At 27.8% G+C, this 24,883-nt stretch carries 18 protein-coding genes; 6 read left to right on the plus strand and 12 right to left on the minus strand.

The window, feature by feature from the left end; translation table 4 throughout:
- Nucleotide 1: 1 nt before the first annotated feature.
- The gene (locus tag ACWXVS_RS00200; RefSeq protein ID WP_438340511.1) at nt 2-553 is read left to right on the plus strand and encodes a ribosome recycling factor; all 552 of its coding nucleotides are present in this window, start codon (nt 2-4) and stop codon (nt 551-553) included.
- A 376-nt stretch (nt 554-929) separates the two neighbouring features.
- Here ACWXVS_RS00200 and ACWXVS_RS00205 read toward each other — a convergent pair whose 3' ends face one another.
- Both ACWXVS_RS00205 and ACWXVS_RS00210 read right to left on the minus strand, forming a co-directional pair.
- A complete protein-coding gene (locus tag ACWXVS_RS00205; RefSeq protein ID WP_455994523.1) occupies nt 930-1,214 on the minus strand; it encodes a transposase in 285 nt (94 codons plus the stop codon).
- Nucleotides 1,215-1,307: 93 nt separating this feature from the next.
- Nucleotides 1,308-2,255: a hypothetical protein gene (locus ACWXVS_RS00210; protein ID WP_455994440.1), complete on the minus strand. Its 948-nt coding sequence runs from the start codon at nt 2,253-2,255 to the stop codon at nt 1,308-1,310.
- A 187-nt stretch (nt 2,256-2,442) separates the two neighbouring features.
- Here ACWXVS_RS00210 and ACWXVS_RS00215 point away from each other — a divergent pair, with 187 nt between their 5' ends.
- On the plus strand, nt 2,443-3,411 hold the full coding sequence (locus tag ACWXVS_RS00215; protein WP_455994442.1) for a phosphatidate cytidylyltransferase: 969 nt from the start codon (nt 2,443-2,445) through the stop codon (nt 3,409-3,411).
- A gap of 17 nt (nt 3,412-3,428) precedes the next feature.
- Nucleotides 3,429-7,763: a PolC-type DNA polymerase III gene (locus tag ACWXVS_RS00220; protein ID WP_455994444.1), complete on the plus strand. Its 4,335-nt coding sequence runs from the start codon at nt 3,429-3,431 to the stop codon at nt 7,761-7,763.
- Nucleotides 7,764-7,827: 64 nt separating this feature from the next.
- Here ACWXVS_RS00220 and rnc read toward each other — a convergent pair whose 3' ends face one another.
- From rnc to ACWXVS_RS00250, 6 genes are all read right to left on the minus strand, one after another.
- The gene (gene rnc / locus ACWXVS_RS00225) at nt 7,828-8,538 is read right to left on the minus strand and encodes a ribonuclease III (protein ID WP_438340505.1); all 711 of its coding nucleotides are present in this window, start codon (nt 8,536-8,538) and stop codon (nt 7,828-7,830) included.
- A complete protein-coding gene (gene plsX, locus ACWXVS_RS00230; RefSeq protein ID WP_438340504.1) occupies nt 8,528-9,547 on the minus strand; it encodes a phosphate acyltransferase PlsX in 1,020 nt (339 codons plus the stop codon). Before plsX ends, rnc begins: the two co-directional genes overlap by 11 nt.
- 10 nt (nt 9,548-9,557) lie before the next feature.
- A complete protein-coding gene (locus ACWXVS_RS00235; RefSeq protein WP_438340503.1) occupies nt 9,558-11,204 on the minus strand; it encodes a DAK2 domain-containing protein in 1,647 nt (548 codons plus the stop codon).
- Nucleotides 11,191-11,496, minus strand: a complete 306-nt coding sequence (locus tag ACWXVS_RS00240; RefSeq protein WP_438340502.1) for a hypothetical protein — start codon at nt 11,494-11,496, stop codon at nt 11,191-11,193. Before ACWXVS_RS00240 ends, ACWXVS_RS00235 begins: the two co-directional genes overlap by 14 nt.
- A gap of 14 nt (nt 11,497-11,510) precedes the next feature.
- Nucleotides 11,511-12,767 (minus strand): serine hydroxymethyltransferase, encoded by a 1,257-nt coding sequence (gene glyA, locus ACWXVS_RS00245; RefSeq protein WP_438340501.1) that lies wholly within the window; start codon nt 12,765-12,767, stop codon nt 11,511-11,513.
- Nucleotides 12,768-12,848: 81 nt separating this feature from the next.
- A complete protein-coding gene (locus tag ACWXVS_RS00250) occupies nt 12,849-13,370 on the minus strand; it encodes a hypothetical protein (protein ID WP_438340500.1) in 522 nt (173 codons plus the stop codon).
- A gap of 382 nt (nt 13,371-13,752) precedes the next feature.
- Between ACWXVS_RS00250 and ACWXVS_RS00255 the strand changes: the two genes are divergently transcribed.
- Nucleotides 13,753-16,680 (plus strand): AAA family ATPase, encoded by a 2,928-nt coding sequence (locus tag ACWXVS_RS00255; RefSeq protein ID WP_438340499.1) that lies wholly within the window; start codon nt 13,753-13,755, stop codon nt 16,678-16,680.
- Nucleotides 16,681-16,863: 183 nt separating this feature from the next.
- On the opposite strand, the gene ACWXVS_RS00260 is transcribed toward ACWXVS_RS00255, so the two are convergent.
- A complete protein-coding gene (locus ACWXVS_RS00260; protein WP_455994446.1) occupies nt 16,864-18,468 on the minus strand; it encodes a hypothetical protein in 1,605 nt (534 codons plus the stop codon).
- A 432-nt stretch (nt 18,469-18,900) separates the two neighbouring features.
- Here ACWXVS_RS00260 and ACWXVS_RS00265 point away from each other — a divergent pair, with 432 nt between their 5' ends.
- Complete coding sequence (locus ACWXVS_RS00265) at nt 18,901-19,197, plus strand: hypothetical protein (RefSeq protein ID WP_438340497.1); 297 nt, start codon at nt 18,901-18,903, stop codon at nt 19,195-19,197.
- 33 nt (nt 19,198-19,230) lie between these two features.
- Here ACWXVS_RS00265 and rlmD read toward each other — a convergent pair whose 3' ends face one another.
- Together rlmD and mnmE are read right to left on the minus strand one after the other, a co-directional pair.
- On the minus strand, nt 19,231-20,598 hold the full coding sequence (gene rlmD, locus ACWXVS_RS00270; protein ID WP_455994448.1) for a 23S rRNA (uracil(1939)-C(5))-methyltransferase RlmD: 1,368 nt from the start codon (nt 20,596-20,598) through the stop codon (nt 19,231-19,233).
- Nucleotides 20,599-20,611: 13 nt separating this feature from the next.
- Nucleotides 20,612-21,958, minus strand: coding sequence for a tRNA uridine-5-carboxymethylaminomethyl(34) synthesis GTPase MnmE (gene mnmE, locus ACWXVS_RS00275; RefSeq protein WP_444704892.1), 1,347 nt, complete (start codon nt 21,956-21,958; stop codon nt 20,612-20,614).
- A 282-nt stretch (nt 21,959-22,240) separates the two neighbouring features.
- On the opposite strand from mnmE, the gene ACWXVS_RS00280 reads away from it, so the two are divergent.
- Complete coding sequence (locus ACWXVS_RS00280) at nt 22,241-22,930, plus strand: TIGR01906 family membrane protein (protein WP_455994449.1); 690 nt, start codon at nt 22,241-22,243, stop codon at nt 22,928-22,930.
- 42 nt (nt 22,931-22,972) lie between these two features.
- Here ACWXVS_RS00280 and ACWXVS_RS00285 read toward each other — a convergent pair whose 3' ends face one another.
- Nucleotides 22,973-24,883, minus strand: a complete 1,911-nt coding sequence (locus ACWXVS_RS00285; RefSeq protein ID WP_455994451.1) for a M13 family metallopeptidase — start codon at nt 24,881-24,883, stop codon at nt 22,973-22,975.

Raw genomic sequence — 24,883 nt, forward strand, 5'->3', positions numbered from 1 at the left:
TATGGAGTTAAGTTTTTATATAGAAGATTTAAAAAAGAATATTAAAAAAACAATCGACAATTTTGAAGTGCAATCATTAAAAGTTGCTGTCGGAAAAGCAAACCCCGCTTTGATTAATAAAATTAAAATTAATTACTATGAATCGTGAATGAATTTAGATGAATTAGCTTCAATAAGTTCAAATGGACCATTAGAATTATTAGTTAAACCTTATGATATGGCAATTCTAAAAATAGTTGAAAAAACTCTTATAGACCAAAAACTAAATATTACTATTATTAATATGGGACATCAATTAAGATTGATTTATCCGCAAATGACAACAGAAAAACGTATGGAAATGACTAAGTTATTAAATCAAATCGCTGAACAAGCAAAGGTGGGGATAAGACAAATCCGCCAGGATATTAATAAACACATCAAAGCAGATAAAGAACTGTCAGAAGATCTACAAAAGAATTATTTGGACCAAATCCAAAAAGAGATAGACAAATCAATTGAAAACATAAATTCACTAACTAAAATAAAAGAAAAAGATTTAATGACAATTTAATAAAATCAAAATAGTTCATCGGAATTACTGAGAATAAAAAAATAAGTAAATTTATAAGAAGTATACTTGTGCAAAAAGGCAAAACTATAATAAAAGATTAATGCATCTCATTAAAACTAAAAAAGTTTTGTGTAAATCTATTAGACCTTTCTTAAGAAATTTTATTAAGAAAGGTCTTTTAATTATAAAAAATAAAGAAAGAATAATTAAACCTAAATTATTAATAAATTTACAAACGGTTTTTAACAAATTGCCTCTTTTAATAAAGAATCGTTGTGCAAAATTCTAAAGGTAGTGTAAAAAAATGTGTAAGTTAATCTCTAGCTTACTTTTTAGTAAGTGATTTGAGATTAGCAATTACACAAATGTAAATTTATTATACAAAAACAGGTCCTCAATTAAAAACAACTTTATTTCATTTTTCTAACTGATTTTGGATTGCAAAATAAACTATCTTTATTAAAGAGCCATCAGTAGGAAATGAAGTTTTGTTTCTTGATATTTTTCTAATATTTCTATTTAAATTTTCGATGACATTTGTTATATAAATTAGCTTTCTAATTTCAGTTAGAAAATTAAAAAAAGCAATTAGTTCATTGATGTTTTTTTGTCAACTTTTAAGCCCATAGTGATATTTAGAATCTCTTCTTTCTTCAAAAATATCTGGGAATCTCTAGATACTTCATCTTAGGGACTATAGATATTTTTGTTTTGTTTACAATTAATGTTTTATATAGTGCATTTTCTATTAATATTACTTTAATTTATTTGCTTTATCGCTAAACATAATATAAATATAAGCTTCAATAATTTGATTTGTACGTTCATCAATAGATTTCTTTCGATTTTTAAAATCCTCAAGACATTTAATAGGTTCTCCAACTATTGGGCTAAAAGATATTTTAGTAAAATTGCCTTCTTTATCAGGTAGCAAGGACATTATTGGTGTGTTTAATGCAAAATTTGTTTTTGATACCATATTATATTTACTTGGATCTTTAACCATTTCATTACTTAATCTTGAGTTATCCGGCTTAAACATTAAATCACCATTACCAATCTTGTAAACTAATGTCATATAGTCTGTATTAAAATCGATATTCATATTTTTTAAATCTTTGCAATCTTCTGGCGAGGGGGTTTGCGGCAATATGTGTTCATAACTTAAATTTAAATAGCTTAAATCATTTTGACGTTCATCTTCACTTCTAAACTTTTCATATCAAAACGGCTGTTCGCGCTTATTTTTGAAACCGCTAAATACACGTGCAATAATTAATTTATACAGTTTATTTGACACTGGTTTAAATGATGAATTCTCATCAGTTATTTCATAATTAAATTTATTATTAAGATGTTCGCGCAATAATTTAATATTTTTATCGTCTTCATCATTTAATGATAGCATCTTAATAAGTTCTTTATAAATTTGATTAGCAAATTCAACATCTACAGGCTTATTATCTTTGAATAACAATTTATTTGTTTTATTAATTATTGATGTACTTAGGGATTGTCCTTTAAAATCAAGTTCCCATAATGTGTCAAACTTTTCAATTTTGTATAGTACTTTAGACAAAATAATAAGATTTTCTTCATTTAAATCAACATTTGGAAAAAAGTTTAATTTGTTTAGGATTGATATGATTAAAGGAACATAAATAGATTTAGAACCACCCGATGTTATATTATTGATTTGCAAATTAATAAAATTAATATATTTAATTTTTTGTATTTCATCTCTCGGACTAAAAAGGTGTGTTTTAATTTTGTAATTAAATATATTTATAACTTTAATATCATCTATTACAAAATCTACTATAAAAAAATATAAATATAAAACTTTTTTTACATCATTAATAAACTGTTAGTGTCTATAATTATTAAATATGAAAAATATTAAGCTAAGAATAAAGTCAGCAATGATTTTAGCATTAATTTTATTGCCTTTTTTATTTATAACATATTTTGGAAAAATACCAGGAAAAGTTATTGGCTTCTCCTTCTTTGCTATCATTTCTGCATGAGCAACTTATGAGGTTCTTTCTCATAACATTTTAAAAAGATGGGAAAATATTCTTATAGCTATTTTAACAGTATTAGTTTGGGCTTTTCCGTTGGATTGGTTCTCAGCGCAACCAGAACATAGTAATTTTATAGGTCTTGCAAAAACAACTGGTTCAAATATATTGATAGTGACAAAACAGATAAAAAAATCAATTTTTTTTGGATATGATAGTCTATCTAAATTTAGAGCATTACAGCTATTGCTAATAATTCTCTTTATAACTTGCATATTCCTAGTAAATCTTTTCATTACTAAAACCATAAAAAGAGACTTTATTTTTTCTTATTTTATTGCTATTTTTTCAACATGATTTATTCCACTTGCTTTTAAAAGCTTGTTTATATATAACGCTGCAAATTTATATTTTGTCTTCGCCATTATTATAATACCAGTTATCACTGATACGATGGCCTATGTCGGGGGTTCTTTATTTGGAAAAAAATTAATTAAGCGAGGGATGGCTCCTAAAATAAGTCCAAAGAAGTCATGAGAGGGCGCTTTTGTAGGTTTTATATTTGGATCGATTTTTGTATTTATAACAATGTATTTAGGCCATATAACACAAAACAAAACATTTTCTATTTTTACTAATTGAAAACAATTGATAGCTGGCATATTCCTTTTACCATTTATATCTATTCTAGGCGATCTTGTTTTTTCGCTAGTCAAAAGATTATATAGAATAAAAGATTTTTCAAATTTAATACCAGGGCATGGTGGTTTTATGGATCGTTTTGATTCAACTTCATTTGTTGTAATCATGACTTCAATAATATTATTTATCAATTAGATTTGGAGGTAATTCATATGATGGATGAATATTTTAAACAACTATGTAAAGAGGTAAAATTTGAGCCATCTAATGAATTTGATGGTGCTAAACTTTTATTAGTACATCCCGCTATTAAAGAGGGATTTGAAAACTGAGTTTTTGATGTACAATTTGATCAACATATTAACATCAATGAATATAAGAAATTTCATAAAGCTGTCGAGTCTCGATTTCCAAAATGCCGCATTAATTTAATTATTCAAAATGTTATTTTAGATAAAAAAAACATTGCTGACTATCTAAAATATGTTATTGATAAAAGTTTTCCATCATTGAATGACATTTCTGGTTTTATAAATTCGGCTCATATAGAAGTGACTGACAATGAAATAAATTTTCTTATTCCATTAAAAACTGCATATGAAAAATTCAAACAAAATAATAACCTAATTGTTCAAGGACTAGAAAAAATAGGATTTGAATTTCTTAAACCTATTTATAAATTAGCTGATAATTCAAATAATAGTAAGAAAAAAACCATAAACAATTTAATAAACTCCTACTCAATTCAGCAAAAAGAGGAATTAAGTTTTTCGCAAAAAAATCCAGATAAAAATACAACAAATAGTAACGGTCAAAAATATTACGCAAAACCTAAGGCTAAATTAGTTGAAATGGATATTGCTACCGCCTTAACAACATTTGAAGAACTAAGAGTTATTGTAAAAGGGGAAATTTATTTTTTAGAATGGAAATCGTTAAAAAATAACAAACGCCTTTTAACATTAAAAATTTCAGATTATAACGAAGCTATTTCTGTCATTTTTATTCAAAACGAATCAGAAGAAAAACCTTCTATCAATGAAGGCGATACGATTTATGTAACGGGTATGCTAACTGATGACAAATTTACACAAGCTAAGGTTATAATGGCATACGGTGCGCAAGCGTTTACCAAAACAGAGCCAATAACTTCATTAGCCGAAGATAATGAGGTTGAAAAAAGAATAGATTTAGCCACAAGAACACACATGAGTGTTCAAGACGGAATTTCTTCCCCTAATGAATATATAAAAGCTGCCATAAAATATGGCCATGAATTTATCGCAATTACGGATTTAGATAATGTACAAAGTTTCCCATCTTTCTATAATGCCTTAAAAAAAGAAAAAAGAATTAAACCTATATACGGAGCAACACTATCTACAATTTCAAAGAAAAATTTAATTTTTAAAGGATATGAAAAATTTAAGGATTTTGATTTAAAAGAAGCTGAGTACGTTGTTTTTGACCTCGAAACTACAGGACTATCATGCCGCTTTGACGATATTATTGAGTTTGGAGCTACAATAATTAAAAATGGCATAATAGTAGAAAAAATTCAGTTTTTTATCAAAACAAAAAAGACACTAAGCCAAAAAATCAAAGAACTAACCAAAATAAATGAACAACTTTTAGAAGGGGGGCTATCCCCTGAAGAGGGAATTAAAAAAATCCATTCTATTTTAAACGGGCGCATTGGTGTAGCGCACAATGCTGCGTTTGATATAAATATGTGTATGGAAAAATTTAGACAATTAGGTCTTGATACAAGCAATCTAATTTGTGTTGACTCCTTGTGGGTTTCATATTTTTTAGATAAAAGTGAAGCAAGGCATAAAATGAATTATGTATGTAAGAGACATAATGTTATTTATACATTTAGCGACGCTCATAGGGCTGATTATGATGCTCATGCTTTGGCTCAAGTCTGATTAAAAATGATCACAAGATTAGCCATTGAAAAAAACATCTTTAGTGCATCCGAGCTGTTAAATGTTGATGCTACACAATGATCAAACAGAATAATGTCTTCCGAAATAAGAGTATTAGCAAAAAACCAAAGAGGACTTAAAGAATTATTCAATATCCTATCTTCATCACTAACAAAAAATTATAATGACGGTCCAAAGTTTTACATTGAGGATAAAATAAAATACAATAATATTTTGTTTGGTTCAGGGACACATCGCTCAAAATTGTGGGACAAAATAATCCTGGGTACAAATGAATCAATAGAAAAAGAAATCATTAACTTTGATTATATTGAATTGCCACCGATTTCATCTTTTGTGTATTTAGTAGAGGGCGAGGAACTTATCTCATGAGAAAACCTTAAATTCGCATATCATGACTTAATCGAAAAATGCAAAAAGCTTAACAAAATGTGTGTCGCAACATCTGACTCAAGATATGTTTATGATTTTCAAAAAACTATTCATGCCATTTACATTAACGCTCCTTCGCTTGGTGGTGGGGTACATTGATTAAAAAGAAAAACACAACCAAAGTTGCAATATCTAACAACTAGACAAATGTTAGATGAGTTCGCTTTTTTAGGCGATGAAAAATTAATTAAAGATATTGTTATTTATAATCCCAAAAAAATTGCTAATCAAATTGAGAACATACAAGTTATTAAAGATAAATTATATGTTCCAACCTTTGATGATTCACCAACTAAATTGCGTAATTTAGTATATGAAAATCTTTATAAAAAATATGGAAAAAGTCCTGATCCAATAATCATTGAAAGAATAGAAAAAGAGTTAAACCCTATTATTAAGTATGGTTACTCAGTAATTTATTGAATTAGCCATAAATTAGTTAAACGTTCAAATGAAGATGGTTATCAAGTGGGTAGTCGTGGCTCAGTAGGTTCCTCGATAGTAGCTAACCTATCAGAAATATCGGAAGTTAATCCACTTGAACCACATTATTTATGTTTGGAATGCAAATATTTTGAATGAAATAATGATCCTAATATATATTCAGGATGGGATCTCCCTAATAAGAATTGTCCAAATTGCAATAAAAAACTCTCAAAAGATGGGCATAATATACCTTTCGAAACCTTTTTAGGTTTTGAAGCTAACAAAGTTCCGGACATTGATTTAAATTTCAGTGGTGATTATCAACCAAAAATTCACAATTTAGTTAAGGAATTATTTGGTGAAAATCATTCATTCAGGGCCGGAACTATATCTAAAATTGCCTTAAAAACCGCATATGGTTTTTGCCGAAAATATATGGAAGAAGTGCGATTAAGTGAAACGCCGTGATCAAGAACTTTTCTTGATTTCTTAGCAAATAAATCGGCCGGGGTTAAAAGAACAACAGGACAACACCCGGGAGGAATTATTATTATTCCCAAGGAATTTGATGTTGAGGACTTTACACCTGTTAATTATCCTGCAAATGATGTTAATAGTTCATGAAAAACTACACACCTTAATTTTGAATCCATTCATGATAATGTTTTAAAACTTGATTTACTAGGTCATGATGATCCAACAACAATAAAAATGCTTGAAGATTTAACAAAAACAAATGCCAAAGACATACCAAAATCTGACCCAGAAGTTATGAAGTTATTCTATACAACTGAATCACTAAAAATCGATCCAAAAATGATTGATGGTGAAACTACAGGTGCTTATGGTTTGCCAGAGTTTGGAACGGGTTTTGTTAGAAACATGTTAAGAGAAGCGCAACCACGCACATTTAATGATTTAATCTTATTAAGTGGTCTAAGTCACGGAACTAATGTGTGGGCCGGAAATGCTGAAGAGTTAGTCAAAAAAGGGTTTAAATTAAAAGATTGTGTATGCTGTCGTGATGATATTATGCAAGAATTAATAAGAAAAAATATCGAGCCATTAAAAGCCTTTGAAATAATGGAAAAAGTCCGTAAGGGTAAGGGCTTATCCGCAGAGCAAGAAGAACTATTAATAAAAAATAATGTTCCAGACTGATACATTAATTCACTAAAAAAAATTGAGTATATGTTTCCTAAGGCTCATGCAACGGCTTATGTTATTATGGCCTGAAGAATTGCTTGGTATAAACTTTATTATCCTCTACAATTTTACGCTTCATATTTTTCAATAAGACCAGATGCAATTGATATTGAAACAATGTCAAAAGGGTATACTAGCGTTGATATAAAACTAATGAATTTAAAAAAGAGAAAGAACGATATAAGTAATGCGCTTTCAACAAAAGAGTCAGCATTAATTACCACATTTGAAATAACAAAGGAAATGTATGCTCGAGGGTTTAAAATTCAAAACGTTTCTTTATCAATATCTCATTCCAAGGATTGAATTGTTGATGAAAAAACCAAATCCTTAATACCGCCATTTATTGTTGTTGATGGACTAGGTGATACCGTTGCAGAACAAATAGTTAATGCTCGAAATCAGCAAGAATTTTTATCTATCGAAGATCTTTGCCAGAGAGGAAAAGTAAATTCTAAGATTTGTTCCGAACTAAAAAAGCTAGGTATATTAGATAATTTAAATGATACAAATCAAGTTGAATTATTTTAACAAAATAACATTAATTATAATTAAAAAACGTCTTGTATGTATTCAACATAAAAGACGTTTTTATTTATTTTCTTCTTAATTTTTTCAACGCATTAATTGCAGCATTGGTTTCAGCTTCTTTTTTAGATTTACCATAACCCTCGCCATATCTTTGAGATTCATGCAATACAATAGAACCAAATTCATTGTTAGGAAGCATTTCGGTAACATACTCAATTCTAGAATGACTAAATTGTTGTAATAATTCTTGCAACTCGCTTTTAGGATGCACATGGGTCTTGTTACATTGCAAATTAAATGATTCTCATAATGTTAGGTCAGTAATTTTCTTTACCCCCTCAATACCATAAACCAAATATATAGCACCTATAAATGCTTCATAAAGATTAGATTTCGTTTTGATATTAGTTCCATTAGAAAATGCAGAATTACCATATCTTAATCATTTAAATAATGAGTACTTTTCAACAATTTTGGCAAGGTTATTTTTATCTACTATACTACTTCTTAATTTACTTGCTAAACCTGCCTCATATTGCGGAAATTTATTGGCAATTCAACTTGTTACAACAAATTGTAATACACCATCTCCAATGAATTCAAGATATTCATTATGAGGTCTTGTCTTATGTTCATTCGTAAAAGATTTATGTGTAAATGCAGTTATTAAAATAAACAAATGTTCATCACTTAATTCTTTTGTTTTTACTCCTAATTGTTTTAAAAAGGGCAAGACATTATCTAGGATTTTTAAATCACTACCATTAAATTTCATTATTTTCAATATCCCCCAATTGCTTTGAAAGGTTCTTTATAAAATCTTCCTTTTCTAGCAAAAGCTTAATTTGGTTTAATGCGTTTTCAAATGCTAATTCATCAGAACCACCGTGAGCTTTAACAACAATTTTTTCTAAACCAATTATATATGCGCCGCCAATATTTCGGTAGTCAAATTTTTCTTTAAATTTTTTCAAATCATTTTTTAAAAAAAGACCCGCTATCTTTGTTTTTATATTTTTATAAATTATTTTCTTGAGAAGTTTCCCAAAATTAATAAATGAAGATTCAAGAGTTTTTAGAAATATATTTCCTTGTTGTCCTTCAGCTAAAATAATATCAACCTTTCCGGCAATAGCATCGTTAGGCTCAATAAATCCATAAAAATTAATTTTCTTATTTTCCTTTAATAGCATGTAAGCGTTTTTGATATTTTGGCTACCCTTATATTCTTCAGTGCCAACATTTAACAATCCAATACTTGGGTTAAATTTTTTAAAAATTAATTCAAAATATTTACTAGCTACAATAGCTCAGTTGTTAATATATTGAGCTGGTGTATCAATATTTGCGCCGGCATCTAATAACAGGGAAAAATGGTCAGACATTGTAGGCAATATGGGCATAAAAGCAGGTCTAAAAACGTTTGGTAATCTTTTTGTTTTTAGGGTTGCTAATGAAATAAAAGAACCGCTATCACCGCTGCTCAAGATTGCATCAAAATCATTCTCATTTAAATAATTAAAAGCATCCAACATTGATGATGGCTTTTTTAAAACGTCTCTTATCGAAGAATTGATGGTTGCTAAATTGGGCGAATCAATAATTATAAAATCTTCTTTTTTTATTAAATAAGTATTGTTTTTAATTTCTTTTTCAATAAGTTTTTTATCGCCAACTAAGGCAATTTGATAATCCTTATTTTTACTCATAAAGGCCAATGCGCCTTGGATTGCTTCTTTATAGCCATTATCATTATTCATTACATCGAAAACTATTTTTTTCATTTCAATTCTCCTATTCCGCTGAAATTAAATAAGGATAAATACTTTGACCACCATTGTGTATTTCGATATCTACATCAAAATTTATTTCAATATAATTTTGTAATTCATCTATATCTGACTCAGTAACATCTTGGCCATAAAAAATGTTAACTAATTGCGTTTCGGGAGTAATTAATTCATGAAGCAATTTTATTGCTGCACCATTAAATGTTGGATCTGTATCTTTCAGTTTTCCTTCTTTTATAGCCATAAAATCACCGGCTTTAACCTTAATACCGTTGAGTTTAGTAGTTTTAATTGAAGGAGAAACCTCACCATAATGAATATTTAAAAGAGCATCATTCATTAGTTGTTGATTATCAGAAACACTATTTTCCTCACTATAGTTAAATAAAATGCTTAGTGTTTGGGCTTGCGATTTTGTTGGAATTACTATAATTTCTTTATCTTGCACGATAGTTGAGGCTTGTTGGGCTGAGAGGATAATATTTTTATTATTTGGAAGAATAAAAATAGTTTCAGCTCTTACGGCGTTAATAGCGGATACAATGTCATTTATTGATGGGTTGTTAGTTTGCCCGCCTTCAACAATATACGAGACACCATTTTCTTTCAAAAGATCAATAATGCCAGTTCCAGAATTGCACGAGATTACAGCGGTCTTTTTTATTGGACCGCAATCATGTTGATTATCGTCACAACATTGATCATTACTATTATTATCATTTTTATTTCTTTTACTATCATTAGCCTGCAAGGTCATATTTTCAATCTTAATTTTTATAAATTGTCCCAAGCTGTTGGCAATATTTAAAACATCACCAGGTCTAGTGACATGAATATGAACCTTTAAAAATGAGTCATCCTGCACAAGAACCATTGAACTACCATGTTTCTCTAATTTCGAAATTAATAAATCCTTTTTGAATTTTTTCTTATTTTTTAATTCGACAATAAACTCGGTGCAATAACCAAACTCACCATCAAAAACTTCATTATCAGATATAAATTTATTTACCTCAGTTTGTTTTTCCAAAAGCGTAATAGGTTGACCTTGAAAGTATAAATGCATTCCCTCAAGAATAGCATACAAACCTTCACCGCCTGAATCAGTAACCTCAACTTCTTTTAAAACCGGTAATAGATCAGGTGTATGATCGCAACTTATTCTAGCAAGTTCCACGGCGACACGTGAAACGTCAGTAATATCACTATCAATAAGAATTTTTTCTTTCAACCCTTCTGATGTTTGTCTGATAACAGTTAATATTGTCCCCTCAACAGGTTTTAAAACAGCTTTGTAAGCGTATTTATAAGCTTCCTCAAACCCTTTTACCAAATCATAAGAATTTATCTCTTTTTTATCCTTAAAAGCAACTGCGAAACCTTTAAAAATTTGGCTCAAAATTACCCCAGAGTTACCTCTGGCGGAAAATAATAATGATTGACCTATTTGACTGGAAATATCAGAAATATTGCTAAATTCATCTGCCTTAATATTTTCAACTGCAATAATTGTTGATGTCATATTCGACCCTGTATCACCATCAGGCACAGGGAAAACATTCAATGCATTAATAAGATTTTGTTTGTTGCTTAAATTATAAGCACCAGACAAAATAGCGCCCAGCCATTGTTTTCCGTTAATTTTTTTCATTACTTATTCCTTTTATAAAAACACAAAGTTTTGATAATTTTATATTTTCGCTTTTTAGTTTATAGGTTAAGATTTGGTATATTTCTTCCACTAGGTTTTTTGCATTTAAGTTTATCAAAATTATTAATCCAATAGTTACAGAAATTCCGTTTTTTTGTTTCGGCATCTTTTCCACAACTATTCCAGTATTAGCAAAATTAACCATATTTGTTTCATCCAAAGCCTTAAAATCAACTACACCAGCAATTGAACCAATTCAGTTCTTAATATCTGTTTCTAATTTTTCTAACATTGAAACCTCTAACATTAATTTTTGATGTAACTTCTTTTTATTGGAAACATATTAGTTAGTTTAGCTACTTCTTTTTTAATAACTGTTTTTAAATTCTCATTATTTGGATCTCTTAACAACTTATCCATTAGGTTAGCTAAAATGATAAATTCATCTTCGCCAAAACCACGAGAAGTCATGGCGGCTGATCCCAATCTAATGCCACTAGATACTAATGGTGTTTCTGTATCGTTCGGTATTGAATTCTTATTAACGGTGATATTGCATTCTTGTAATACTCTTGATGCTTCTTTGCCAGTTAAACCATATGTACTTTTAACATCAATCATAAAAAGATGATTTGCTGTTAAACCAGAAATAACTTTCGCCCCTTTATTCATAAAAGTTTGACAAAAAACTTTTGAATTAATCAATAACTGTTTTTGATAATCAATAAATTCAGGTTGAAGCGCTTCATAAAAAGAAACAGCTTTACCAGCAATTTGATGAAACAAGGCTCCCCCTTGGCAACCAGGAAAAACTGCCTTATCAATCTTTTTAGCCAATTCTTCATCATTTGTTAGAATAATTGCACCTCTTGTCCCTCTTAGTGTTTTATGAGTTGTTGTCATAATCACATCGGCATAACCTACTGGTGATGGATGCAATTTTGCTATCACTAACCCCGAGATATGCGATATGTCTGCAAATAAATATGCACCTACTTCATCTGCAATATCTCGAAATCTATCAAATTCTACAATTTGCGAATAGGCTGAGTATCCGCATATAATCATCTTAGGTTTAACCTTTTTAGCTATTTTTAAGACTTCATCAAAGTCTATTACTCCATTTTCGTCAACCGAATAAGTATATGATTCATAAAAAATTCCGCTAAAAGAGATTTTGTAACCATGAGTCAAATGACCTCCTGAATCAAGAGAAAGACCTAATACTCTATCGCCCGGTTTTAACAAGGCCATATAAACAGCGGCGTTAGCAACTGATCCTGAATATGGTTGAACATTTGCAAATTTAGTACCAAAGAGTTTTTTTGCCCTTTCCTGTGCTAATGTTTCAATTTGGTCAATAAATTCGCAACCTCCATAGTATCTTTTATTAGGGTATCCTTCACCATATTTATTTGTCAAACACGATCCAACAGCATTTAGTACTTGCTCAGAAACGTAATTTTCTGAGGCAATTAATTCAATATGGTCAGTTTGTCTCTTTGCTTCATTATTGATTATTTCTGCAACTTCTTTATCAATTAGCGAAATTTTTTTATACATATAATCTCCTTGGAAAGTAAATATTTTATTTTGGCTTAATTTAAAACTAATTTAGATATAAAATAAAAAACTAAACTTAATTTAGTCTAGTAATGTTCTTTTTGCTCTTTCTTCTTGTTCAAACTGTAATTTTTGTTTTTCTTTTTTCTTTTTTTCAATATGTTTAAACACAAGCAATATTGGTAACGATAAAAATGCAAGACCAACAGCTGGCATGACTCTGTAAGGCCACTCTTCAACGCCTGATGAAACTAAGAACGAAGCCATAGCAATTGCGAATGGAACTAAAAAAACGAATGAACTACTGCTATAAACCTTAAATTTAAAAACTATTAAAGAAACAACTGCAGTTTGAATAATAACAATACCAATAGCAATAGGCAAAAGCATAGACCATCTTTCCATTTTTTTTGTTATTTCAAATGCCCATCCATCTCGGCCGAGCAAAATAAATAAAATAAATGAAGGAATTGCTACTAGGAATAAACCAGTTAAAGCTATCTTTCAAGAGCTAGATAATGCTTTTCTTTGCTTTTGAACCTCAAGTGTTCTATAGTTATTAATGTTAATTTTTTTATTTTTTCATTTTTTATTATTGGACATATTGGTACCTCAATACTAATAAAGCTTTATTTTTATTAATTTTATCAAAATTAAAAAAATATTTAACTATAAGGCTTTTTACAATAAACTTACACTTCTTTTAAAAAGTTATTTTATATGTTTTAATGATTAATTTTTATTCTTATTTTTACTCTTAAAACTTTAATAAAAATTACTAACAAACTTGTATTGTAAAATGAATAATCGTGCTTAAAATAAAATGAAAACAATTTATTAATTCATTATAAGTTTATTATCAAAAATGGCTTTTATAACAACAACATTGAAAAAAATATTTTTTGCTAAGCCTTTTTAAAAATAGTTATTATAATAATTTATATTATTATTTTTAAGTCTTCATTGAAAAACGGAAAGGAAAATAATGAAATTAATTCAAGTTGAATCACATGGTTTTAAATCCTTTGCTGATAAGGTTACATTAAAATTCGACGGCGGTGTTGTTGCAATTATTGGACCAAATGGCTCAGGTAAATCAAACATTAATGATGCTATCAGATGAGTTTTAGGTGAAACTAGTTCAAAAGTTTTACGTGGTGATAATATGGAGGACGTAATTTTTGCGGGCTCAAAAACAGAAAAGGAAATGAATCGCGCAGAAGTCATACTTACTTTTGATAATCGTGATCGTGCCGCTAATATTCCCCATGATTTTTTTACAATTTCTCGTGTCTTAAATAGAGGAAAAGGTGCCAATGAGTACTATATAAATGGCGAAGTAGCAAGACAAAAGGACATTAAAGAAATTGCTATGCAAAGTGGCATTTCAAAATCATCATTAGCAATTATAGGGCAAGGAACTATTTCTGATATCGCTGAGGCAACACCTGAAAGAAGAAGAGAAATTTTTGAGGAAGCATCTGGAACATCGATGTATCGCTCAAAAAAACAAGAAGCATTGCGCAAATTAGAAAGAACGCAAGAAGCCTTAGATCAAATAGCAATTGTTGTACAGGAATTAGAAAAACAAATAAAACCATTACAAAAACAGGCTGAGAAAGCAAAGAAATATAAAATAATGAGCGAACAACTTAAAGAAGTTGAAGTCTCATTGTTAGTTCACGATTTTATGGCTCATTCAGAAAAGTTAGATGAACTAAACGCTAATTCAATGATTTATAGTCAAAAAAAAGAGGATCTTGAAATAAAAATCAAACTTTACAATGATATAACAAAGCAAAAAAACGATCTTATGATCGAACTCGATGCTGCGATTATTAATCTAACTTCTCGCATTGATGAAATAAGTAGAGAAATTAATGATTTAGAAATAAGATCTGCTAGGGAATCAAAACAACGTGAAATGCTTATTAGTGGAAGTATTGAAGCAAACGTAGAGCAAAAAAGAGAAGCCCTAAAAGACGAATTAAGTAGCCTAAATACAAAAATTTCACTTTCTAAAAATTTTATTAAACAACAAAAAGAAAAAATCAACACCATTAATCAATCTATCTTAAATATTTCAGCTCAAAAAAATGACCTTAAAAGAGAACTGGATAACGACAAAGAAAAGCTACAAAAAATAAATTCAAAATTAGATTATATTCATGAAGTAAAGCAAAGCAAAAGCAATTTACAAAAAGGGACAAAAAATATTGTTGAAAACTCACATTTATTTAAAGGATATAAGGCTCTAGTTTCAGAAATTATAAGCGTTGATGCTAAATTTGGCCTTGCTATTGAAACAATTCTAGCAGGAGCCTTACAACATATAGTTGTTGATAATTCTGAAACAGCTGTTAAGGCTATTGAATTCCTAAAAGAAAATAATGGTGGTAGAGCAACTTTCATTCCATTAGCGTCCATAAATCCTAAATACGTTTCAGAACACCATATTGTTGTAGCCCAAACTCAAAAAGGATTTTTAGGTATTGCATCAGAGTTGGTTTATACTGAACGTGAGTTTGATATTTTAAGAAAATTTTTATTAGGCAATATCTTAATTGCGGATAATATTGAAAATGCTAATAGATTATCACAGCTACTTGAAAAACGCTATATGGTTGTCACTCTCGAAGGAGACATAATTAGAGTTGGTGGTGTTTTAAGTGGGGGGCAAAAAAGCGACAACATATCAGCATTTGGCCTTGATGAGCAAATAAAAAAGATTGAATCACTGAAACCAGAACTATTAAAAATAATTTCTGAACGACAAACAAAATTAAATGATCTAGAACAAGAAATTCAAAAATTACTTAGTTTATTCTCAAACTTAAGCCTTAATCTATCAAAACAAGAGCTTATACAAAACGATGATTTGGCAAAATTTGATGAATTAAGAATTCAATATGAAAATATATCAAAAGAAAAAATAAAAGAGTTAGAGACTGTTAACATTGCATATGAAATTCAAAAACTAGTACTTGAAAGAAGCCATCTTTTAACAAACAAAACTTCTCAAAATGAATTATTACAAGTTGCTAAAAAAGAGTTTGCAGAAGCAAACGCAAAACAAAGCGCGGCTAATAATGATTTAAATAAACTCATTAGTGAAAATGCTATCCAAATAGCAGAAAAAGCAAAATCAGAAGCAGCTATTAATTATGCAAAACAAAGACTTTCAGAACAATATAATATGCTTTTTGAGACAGCAAAAGAGTTTTATATAGCAGATTTAGATTTCGAAATAGCAAGAAAAATTGTTTCTGATTTAAAAAATGATATAAAAGATCTTGGCCATGTAAGTTTAGACTCAATCGAACAACTCAAAGAAACAGAGGATAGATACGATGAAGTCAAAAAGCAAGAAAAAGATATTGTTGAAGCAAAAACAACAATTGAAGAAGTTATTAGCGAAATGGATAAGATAATAATTGAAAGAATAACCAACACCGTTGATCTTGCGAATAAGGAAATAAAGTTTGTTTTCTCAAAAATGTTCGGTGGTGGAATGGCAGAAATTAGATACACAGATCCAGAGAATCTTCTAGATAGTGGAATTGATGTTGTGGCACAGCCACCTGGCAAATCTATCAAAAATTTAAAACTTTTTTCTGGCGGTGAGAAAGCACTTATTGCAATTTCTCTATTGTTCTCGCTATTAAAAGCAAAGCCATTGCCATTATGTATATTAGATGAAGTAGAAGCTGCACTTGATGAAGCAAATGTAATCCGTTTTGCAGAATTCTTACAAAATCTTAAAGAAAAAACACAATTTATCGTTATCACCCATCGTCAAGGCACAATGGAAAGGGTGGATAAACTTTATGGTGCAACAATGCAAAAAAGAGGTGTTACAACTTTCTTTAGCGTAAACTTAGCTGAAGCATCAAGATTAATTGAAAAGAATTAAATTAAAGCAATTAAAAAGATGCAATATAGATTTGTTATGTACAAAAATAGCAAGATAAAAAAGTAGACATTCCTCCTATGAGGGTGTCTACTTTTTCCTATGTTTTCTAATTAAATCTTAAACTTTTTGTGGTTTTTTAACTAAAACAAGTTTATATTGATTTTTCGGTACCGTAGATAATTTTTATTTATTTTTATTTTGCGTTTTAGGTGTTTTTAGAAATCCAAGATGACCAACACCTGTTCGATGAAGAAATGTATATTTTATTAAAAATTCATCTGTTTCTTTATTGTCAAACGTTATTTTGGTTAAAAGAAAAATTCCTGGTTTAGTTTGGTTTTTGTATTTATGAACTCAAGCCTTAAATTCCAAAATATAATTTTTATTTCTATCTCATCTTGTATTTTTTTCTTTTGGGTCAAAAATATTTGTAAAATGTTTATCTTTATATTGAGCATAAAAGGCAGCTTCTGTTTGTTTTTTTGTTTCAGGTTTTTTTAGCATTTCAATAACTTGATCTTCAGTGTACATGGTTGTTTCTAATTTTGTTTTATCTATTTTTATTAGATTAGCACCATTTTTTAATTCATCAATAAATGTTCACAATTGTGTTAATGCAATATTGTAATCGTGCATTTTATGAATATCTAAATTTGTTGACAAGGTATAGTAAGCATCATTTTGGTTTTGTAACCAAGTTTTATATGTGATTTTTTCTCCTAATTTTTTAATAGCGTTTTTACGATATTGAATTAATTTGTCAAAATCTCCGTGGGTGATTTTTCTTTCATTTATTTGTTGCTTAGTTATAAATTTATTTTGTTGAAAAAGTGGAAATTTTTCCCCAAATTCTTTAAGATCTGCAAAACTAAATAGCAAAATGTTTAACGTTCTAAAATAGTTATTAACATCTTTTTTGTCTTGTAATAATTGTCTTATCGTTCTTTTTGATGGATCAATTTGTTTATAATAGTTATTTATGCTATTTTTAATGTCATTAGCAGCGACACCGTTAGACGTAAATAAAGACTCATCATAAATATTATTCATCTTTTGTCATTCTTTATTTATATATTCTTCAAAAGTATCTAGGATTTGTTTTTGCTTTTGTTTTTCAAATGAAGATATTAAAACCTTACTATATTTTTCACTTAAATATGTTTTACTGTTATTTTTCAAAGCAAAAACTATCTCGTCCGCTAATGAGTTTAAATGTTTTTGTTTGTTTTCGTCTACCTTAATCTTTTTGACATTAATATCTTTATTAAAGATGTATTCCTGTCCTTCTAATGAAAAAGAAAATCTAATTCCTTTTTCCTCTTTTGAGGGGTCATATTTTTGATATAGATATTGATTATAATAATTATTAACTATCTTTTGAATTTGTTCATTTGAAGGCTCATTATAATCAAAAATAATATCTGGAGCAATGTTTTTGAAAGCATTCTCGTCTAACTTTATAGATGGTTTATGAGGTTTTTTATCATCTGTTGAAGGATTCGTTTGTTTTTGTGAATTTTGTTTTCCTATTTGTCTATTAAAATCTTCTTCTGTAATCGATTTATCGATAGAAGGCTTATTTAATTCTTCTTTATCAAAACCTAACAGTTCAATTGATGAAGGTGTTTGGGGTGTCTTTTTTGGTTTTTGAGAATCTTGCGGATTAACTGGATTTGATGGGTTATTTGGTTTATTTGGTTCTTTTTTTGTAGCGCAAGATATTGTCATAATAGGAACTAATAATGCAGATGAAGTTCCTAAAAGAAAAAGTTTAGATTTTTTTGTCATCTTATTACTCCTTAATATAAAAAATATTTATTGTAATATTATATATATATATATATATATATATATATGTTGCATTTTTATGCAATTTTGATACGTAAGACATAACAAATAAAAACAATTCATTTTTTAAAAAGATTTTAAAGTCAATAATCAATTATTAAAAATATATTCTTATCTATATTTTTGTAACAAAAACCAATATTTATTGAAGCTATTTCTATGATTTACTTTGCGTTAATATTTTTTTAAAAATTAATAAAAATAAAAAAGACTTGAATTCAATAAAACTTTCAAGTCTTTTGTTTCATCAGGTTTTTTAATTTTCTTATTAATTTTTAAATTTAATAAGAAGTAACTACTTTTTTAAGGGTATATTTTTAAGGGTAATGGTGGTATAATTAAATATATATTTTTTACATTATAGAGGTATATATGTACGGTCTTGTTTTTTATCTAAAAAAAGAATTATTAATTAGAGAATATGGAGTCGGCGAGGAAAATTATAAACAAGCATATGAAGAAATAAGGGATATTTTAAGACACTATGGTTTTCACTGATTGTCAAACAGCTTTTATTTCTCGCGTTCAATAAATAATTTATTACAAATTACAAAAGCCTTACAACATATAAAAACTATTCCTTGATTTAAAAAATCACTAGTTTCGCTTCATGTTTTTAAAATGGAAGACTTATCAAACTTTACTGAATATATAATTGATGAAAAGTAAGTTTTTGACTTACTTTTTTAAATTTAAATTTTATTAAGATTTCTTTTCTAGTAAAACTAGAGTTTCAATATGTTGAGTTTGTGGAAACATATCGTAAGGCTGTACTTCTATTAATTCATATCCGAAACTTGTTATATTCTGTAGATCACGAACTAATGTTTTAGGCTCGCAACTTAAATATATTATTTTCTTAATATCAGAATCCTTAATTGATTTAATAGTTTCTGAATCTAAACCTTCTCGAGGCGGATCAAAAATCACTAGATCAATTTTTTCTTTATTTAAAATAAGCCACTTATTTGCATCATCATTTATTACTTCGATATTAGAAATTTTATTTTCTTTAATATTTTCAATAGCCATTAATGATGATTTTTTGTTTATCTCAACCGAATAAACCTTACGACATTTATGCGCAATAAAGCAAGCGATTGTACCAACTCCACCAAAAGCATCCAAAACGTTCAATTCATTACTAGGTATTCAATCACTTATCTTTTTATATATATTATTCATAACTGTTTCGTTTATTTGATAAAAAGTATCATTAACAACATTAAACACTAATTTTCCAAGTTCATATTTTATACCATTATGATTTAGCAAATTAATCCACTTATTAGAAGTTGTATTAAAGAAAGTTACTTTATAGCTTAGATTGTCCTTTAATAAGGCTTCAAATAATTTTATATTTTCAGGACTTAAATCTTCCTTAATATGAAGAATTATTTCAATACAACAAAATGAGCTTTTTGGCGATCTTAAAGTAATTTTAAATGGTTTAACCTGAAATATAAGATTTTTAAAATCTTTTTCAAAATCTGTTTTTGGACTAATTAGCACTTTTTTATAAAATTCCCTAATTGCAACAACCGCAAGTTCCATTTCTGTTTGCTCAACTAGATCATGGCTATATTTTTTAAAAAAACCTATTTTTGGACCTTTTTCATCATATTTTATTTGCAACGAAATTTTATTGCGGTAAAACCATTGGCAATTTGATTCAAGTATAGGTAAAACTTTTGTGTAATTTAAATTTCTTTCAAATAAATTCTTAATAATATATTGTTTAAATTTTAACTGGTTTTCATAATTAATCCCAGCTAGTGGAGTAGAACCTGTTTCATATAATAAAACTCTTGAAGGTTCCATTTTTTCTCTCAATAATGAACAAGTTCTATATTTTTTTACTTTTGCAAAACAACATTTTTTAGAGCAATATGTTATTTCGATATCGACTTCTTCATCAGGCAGTAAATTATAAACAAATATAGGAATTTTAAAATCTCTTATTATCCCTAAACCTTCATATGAAAGGCCTAAATAAAAGGGTTTTGATTCATTTTTAACCCATTTCAATATTTGGCCTTCTTTTAGTTCGACTTTTCTACTATAACCCATTTTTCACCTTTTTTTACTTTCCTAAACAAAATTTATTAAACATATTATCCAATAGAGATTCGTTATCATGCTCTTTGTTTAAAATTTCTCTAAGTAGTGACCACGCTTTATTAATATCTAGTATTACAATCTCAGGGCCGAAACCTTTATCCATGCTTAAAATCGCATTATTTAATTCAATATAGCATTGCTTTAACAAACCTAATCTTCTAGTATTATAAATTAATTCCCTGTCATTATAATCAAGATTTAAATAGTTTTTTACCAAACTATTCTTTAATTCTCAAATATTTTTATTTTTTGCTGATGTTAATATATAATCAGATGAAACTTTATCATTTAATAAATCACTTTTATTCAATACTGGAATATATATTTTTCCTTTTGACATTTCTTTTATTAATTCATCTTCTTTGTTTTCTTTTTGACCTGGGTTAAATAAATGGACAATAATTTTTGCTTCTTTAATTGCATTTAATGAACGATCTATTCCGATTGATTCTATTTTATCTTGAGTTTTTCTAATTCCTGCAGTATCTATTATTTTAAAAGGAATTCCATTTATTTCATAATCGCCTTCAATAATATCTCTTGTTGTTCCTTCGATATCTGTAACAATTGCTTTTTCTTTATTTAATAATAAATTTAAAATTGAAGATTTCCCGGTATTAGGTCTTCCGACGATAGCCACTTTTATTCCATTATATACATCAGTTGCAAATTCTGATTTTTTTATTATTATTTCAATATATTGTTTTAAATTTGTTATTAACTTTAAAAGTTTTGTTTTATCCATTTGCTCAATATCATTATATTCTGAGTAGTCAATGTTTATTTCTATAATTGAAATAATATTAATTAGTTGTTCTTCTAATTTATTAATTAATTCATTATCTTTATCTTCAAATTGATTAATAGCAATTTCTGCTTGTATATTAGTTTTTGCATGTATTAGAGAATTTATTGCTTCTGCTTTTTCAAGACTAATTTTGCCATTTATAAATGCTCGTCTTGTAAACTCACCGCGAGTTGCTAATCTTGCTCCATTTGAAATTATTAAATTTAAAATTTTATTCGTAACAATTATTCCACCATGAGCATTTATTTCGATTGTATCTTCTCCTACATAGTTTTTATTACCGATAAAAAAACTAACTAATACTTCATCTATTTTTTTGTTAGTTATTGGGTCTATTATAAATCCATAAGTTATTGTTTTATCTTTTCCGATTTTTCCTGTATAAATTTTTTTAATTATACTTATTGCCTCAGGTCCTGATATTCTTATAATTGATATCGCTTGATTAATATTGCCAGAAGAAATAGCTGCTATAGTATCATTGTAATAATTAATATTCATAGAATTTTAATTATATTAAAATTATTAGAAAATAATTTAAAATAAAAAAGAAAAATATATGTTTATTCTTTTGTTTAATTAATAATAAAGATAATAAATGTCGATAAGTCGAAAAAAATAAAAAAACCTTAATTTTAAAAGAAAAAAAGTTTTTTTAGTGTCAATTGTTTTGTTTTTTATTTGCTATTTAATAACATTTCTATTCTTTGTTACTTTATTGCTAAAAACAGAATTATTTTTTTAAAAAGCATTTTGTTAATTAATGCTATACTAATATAAGCAATGTGAAAAAAATGTAAATATTTTTTGTATGTTTTTTTGATAATAAGTATTATGCTATTTATCTTAAGTTTTTCGATTATGTTGCCAATAGTTATTAAACCTTTTTACTATTATCATTTATCTAATCTGGATTACAAAAATATCAAATTTAATAATGGTGAGCTAAATTATGATCAACTTAAATTAGCATATAACGAACTTTTTGATTATTTAGTCTTATTTAAGAAATTTGGGACTGGGAAATTAGATTATTCATCTTTAGGGATGGCGCATTTCGCAGATGTCAAAAGACTGATTTTAATAGATTTTATTATTTTAGGTTTTTCTTTATTTACAATTCTTTTAGTTTTTTTAATATCAAAATTTACAAAAATAAGAATAAAAATTATTAAATCTTGTTTTATTGCTTCGACAATTTTACTAGGGGTGCTGATTATTGTTATAGGGTTGGTAATTAGTAATTATGATGTTGCTTTCCGTAAGTTTCATGAATTATTTTTTGCTGGTAAAACAAATTGAATATTTGAACCTTCAAAAGATGAAATTATTAAAATTTTACCTTCTACTTTTTTTAAGAACAGTGCTATTTTTATAGCATCAGTAATTATTTTTTGAATTTCTCTTTTTATTTTTTTACAATTAATTTTATTTTTAAAACGAAGGAGAAAACAATCTGTTTTGTTACATTAAAAAAACCTCCTTCTTTTTTAAAATACAAGAAGGAGGTTTTAATTATCAAATTTTTACTCTTTTTTTCGGGCTTAGGAACATTTGGTCAGACTCTGATATTTTAAAAGTCTTATAAAAATCGTCAGAGTTTTGTACCTGAATGTTTGTTCTCAATATAGCAGGAGCATGAACATCAGAAGCTAATAGTAATTTTTGAAGTTCAGGTCTTTGTTTAGATCTTCAGGTGATAGCATAGTTTATGTAAAAATGTTTTGGGTTGTAATCTTTTTCGCTTTTTGCTGCTTCAAGGGCACATGATAACCCACCTGCATCTGCGATGTTTTCGGATACTGTTAGTCTTCCGTCACATTTACCAACTTCTGTTTTTTTATTATCAAATAATTTAACCATTTTTTCAGCTCTTTTGTTAAATTCTTTTTTATCATCTTCGGTTCACCAATTTACCATATTACCTACTTCATCAAAGTTAGCCCCATTATTATCAAAGGCATGTGATATTTCATGAGCAATAACTGCCCCTATACCACCGTAGTTTGAAGAAGAGGATTGTTTTGAACTATAAAATGGAGATTGTAAAATGCCTGCTGGGAAAACTATTTTATTACTTGAAGGGTTATAATAAGCATTAATTATAGCCGGAGACATTGACCAAAGATTAATATCTTTCTTTTTACCATATTCAGCAAATTTCGCTTTTTGAACAGCCATTGTGAAATTAAGGGCATTTGTTATTAGATCATCATAGCCATTATACTTTTGAACAATAAATTCCTTATAAAAATCTTCAATAATTTCTGGGTAGCCTACATAAACGCCGATTTTAGAAAGTTTTAATATAGCTTTGTCTTTTGTTTGTTTTGATAGTCAGGTGTTTTCTTTTAGGCGGTCCTCGTATATTTTGACCATTTTATGAATCATTTGCTCGACATTCTTTTTGTTTTGAGGACCAAAATATGTTTCGCCGTAATATTTACCAAAAGGCATAGAAAAAACGTTATCAACAACAAATTTTACGGCTATTTTTTTCTTGCTAAAAGGTTTTCTTTGACCACTTAAAGCTCTTGAAAATTCCCCGGAAATTACTAAGCTTTCATAATCTAATAAGCGAGATAATTCAATTAATGATGAAATGTATAGAAAAGCTTTATAAAGTTCAAAATTTTCTTTTGTTAATAATTTCGAATAATTGTCAACTAAATCTTTCGAAACGCAAATAACTTCACTAATGCTATCATTGATTAATGAATTCAAAATATTAGATAAATTTATTTCTTTTATTTTTTTATTGAAATCATCAACTTTTCTAGGGTGATAAATGTTAGTTATAATTGCTCATTCTTGTGCTGAAAGAATATATTTTGATGCCTCGTTATCTCATAGGAGAGCTTTGTTAACTAAATCATTTGCTCATTTTTCATCATTATTTACTTTTAACAGCATTTTTTTAACCATATTAACTCAAATTCTATAAAATGAGTTCTTTTTTTCTTCATCACTATAATAACTTTTTTCTGGAAGGATAACAGAAGGGGTCGAAACAAAAAGGGTTTGTTTTTCATGGTTTTTAAAATCTGTGTGTATAAAAAAAGGAATAGGAACTTCAAAATTTCTTAAGCATAAGCTAGTATAGTTATTTTCAATATCATTTCATGATTGATATGACTCTATTTCTTTTAGTATTGGAATAATAGGTTTTATTGAGTGTTTTTTTCTATCATTTCAATTATTAACTAAATTATAAAATTTAACCATTTCTAGAAGAATTTTATTTTCAGTTATTTCGGATGAGTCGATTGATCATTTTGTTATAAGTTTAGTTTTTAATCTTGTTAAACTTTCATCTAATCTTTCAAACGTGCCGACTGAGGTTTTGTTATCAGCAATTTTATGCTTATTTAATCATTCTCCATTAATTGCCTCAAAAAAATTTTCTTTAATTTTAGCTTTATTCAT

The sequence above is a fragment of the Mycoplasma sp. 327 genome (genome assembly GCF_053851655.1).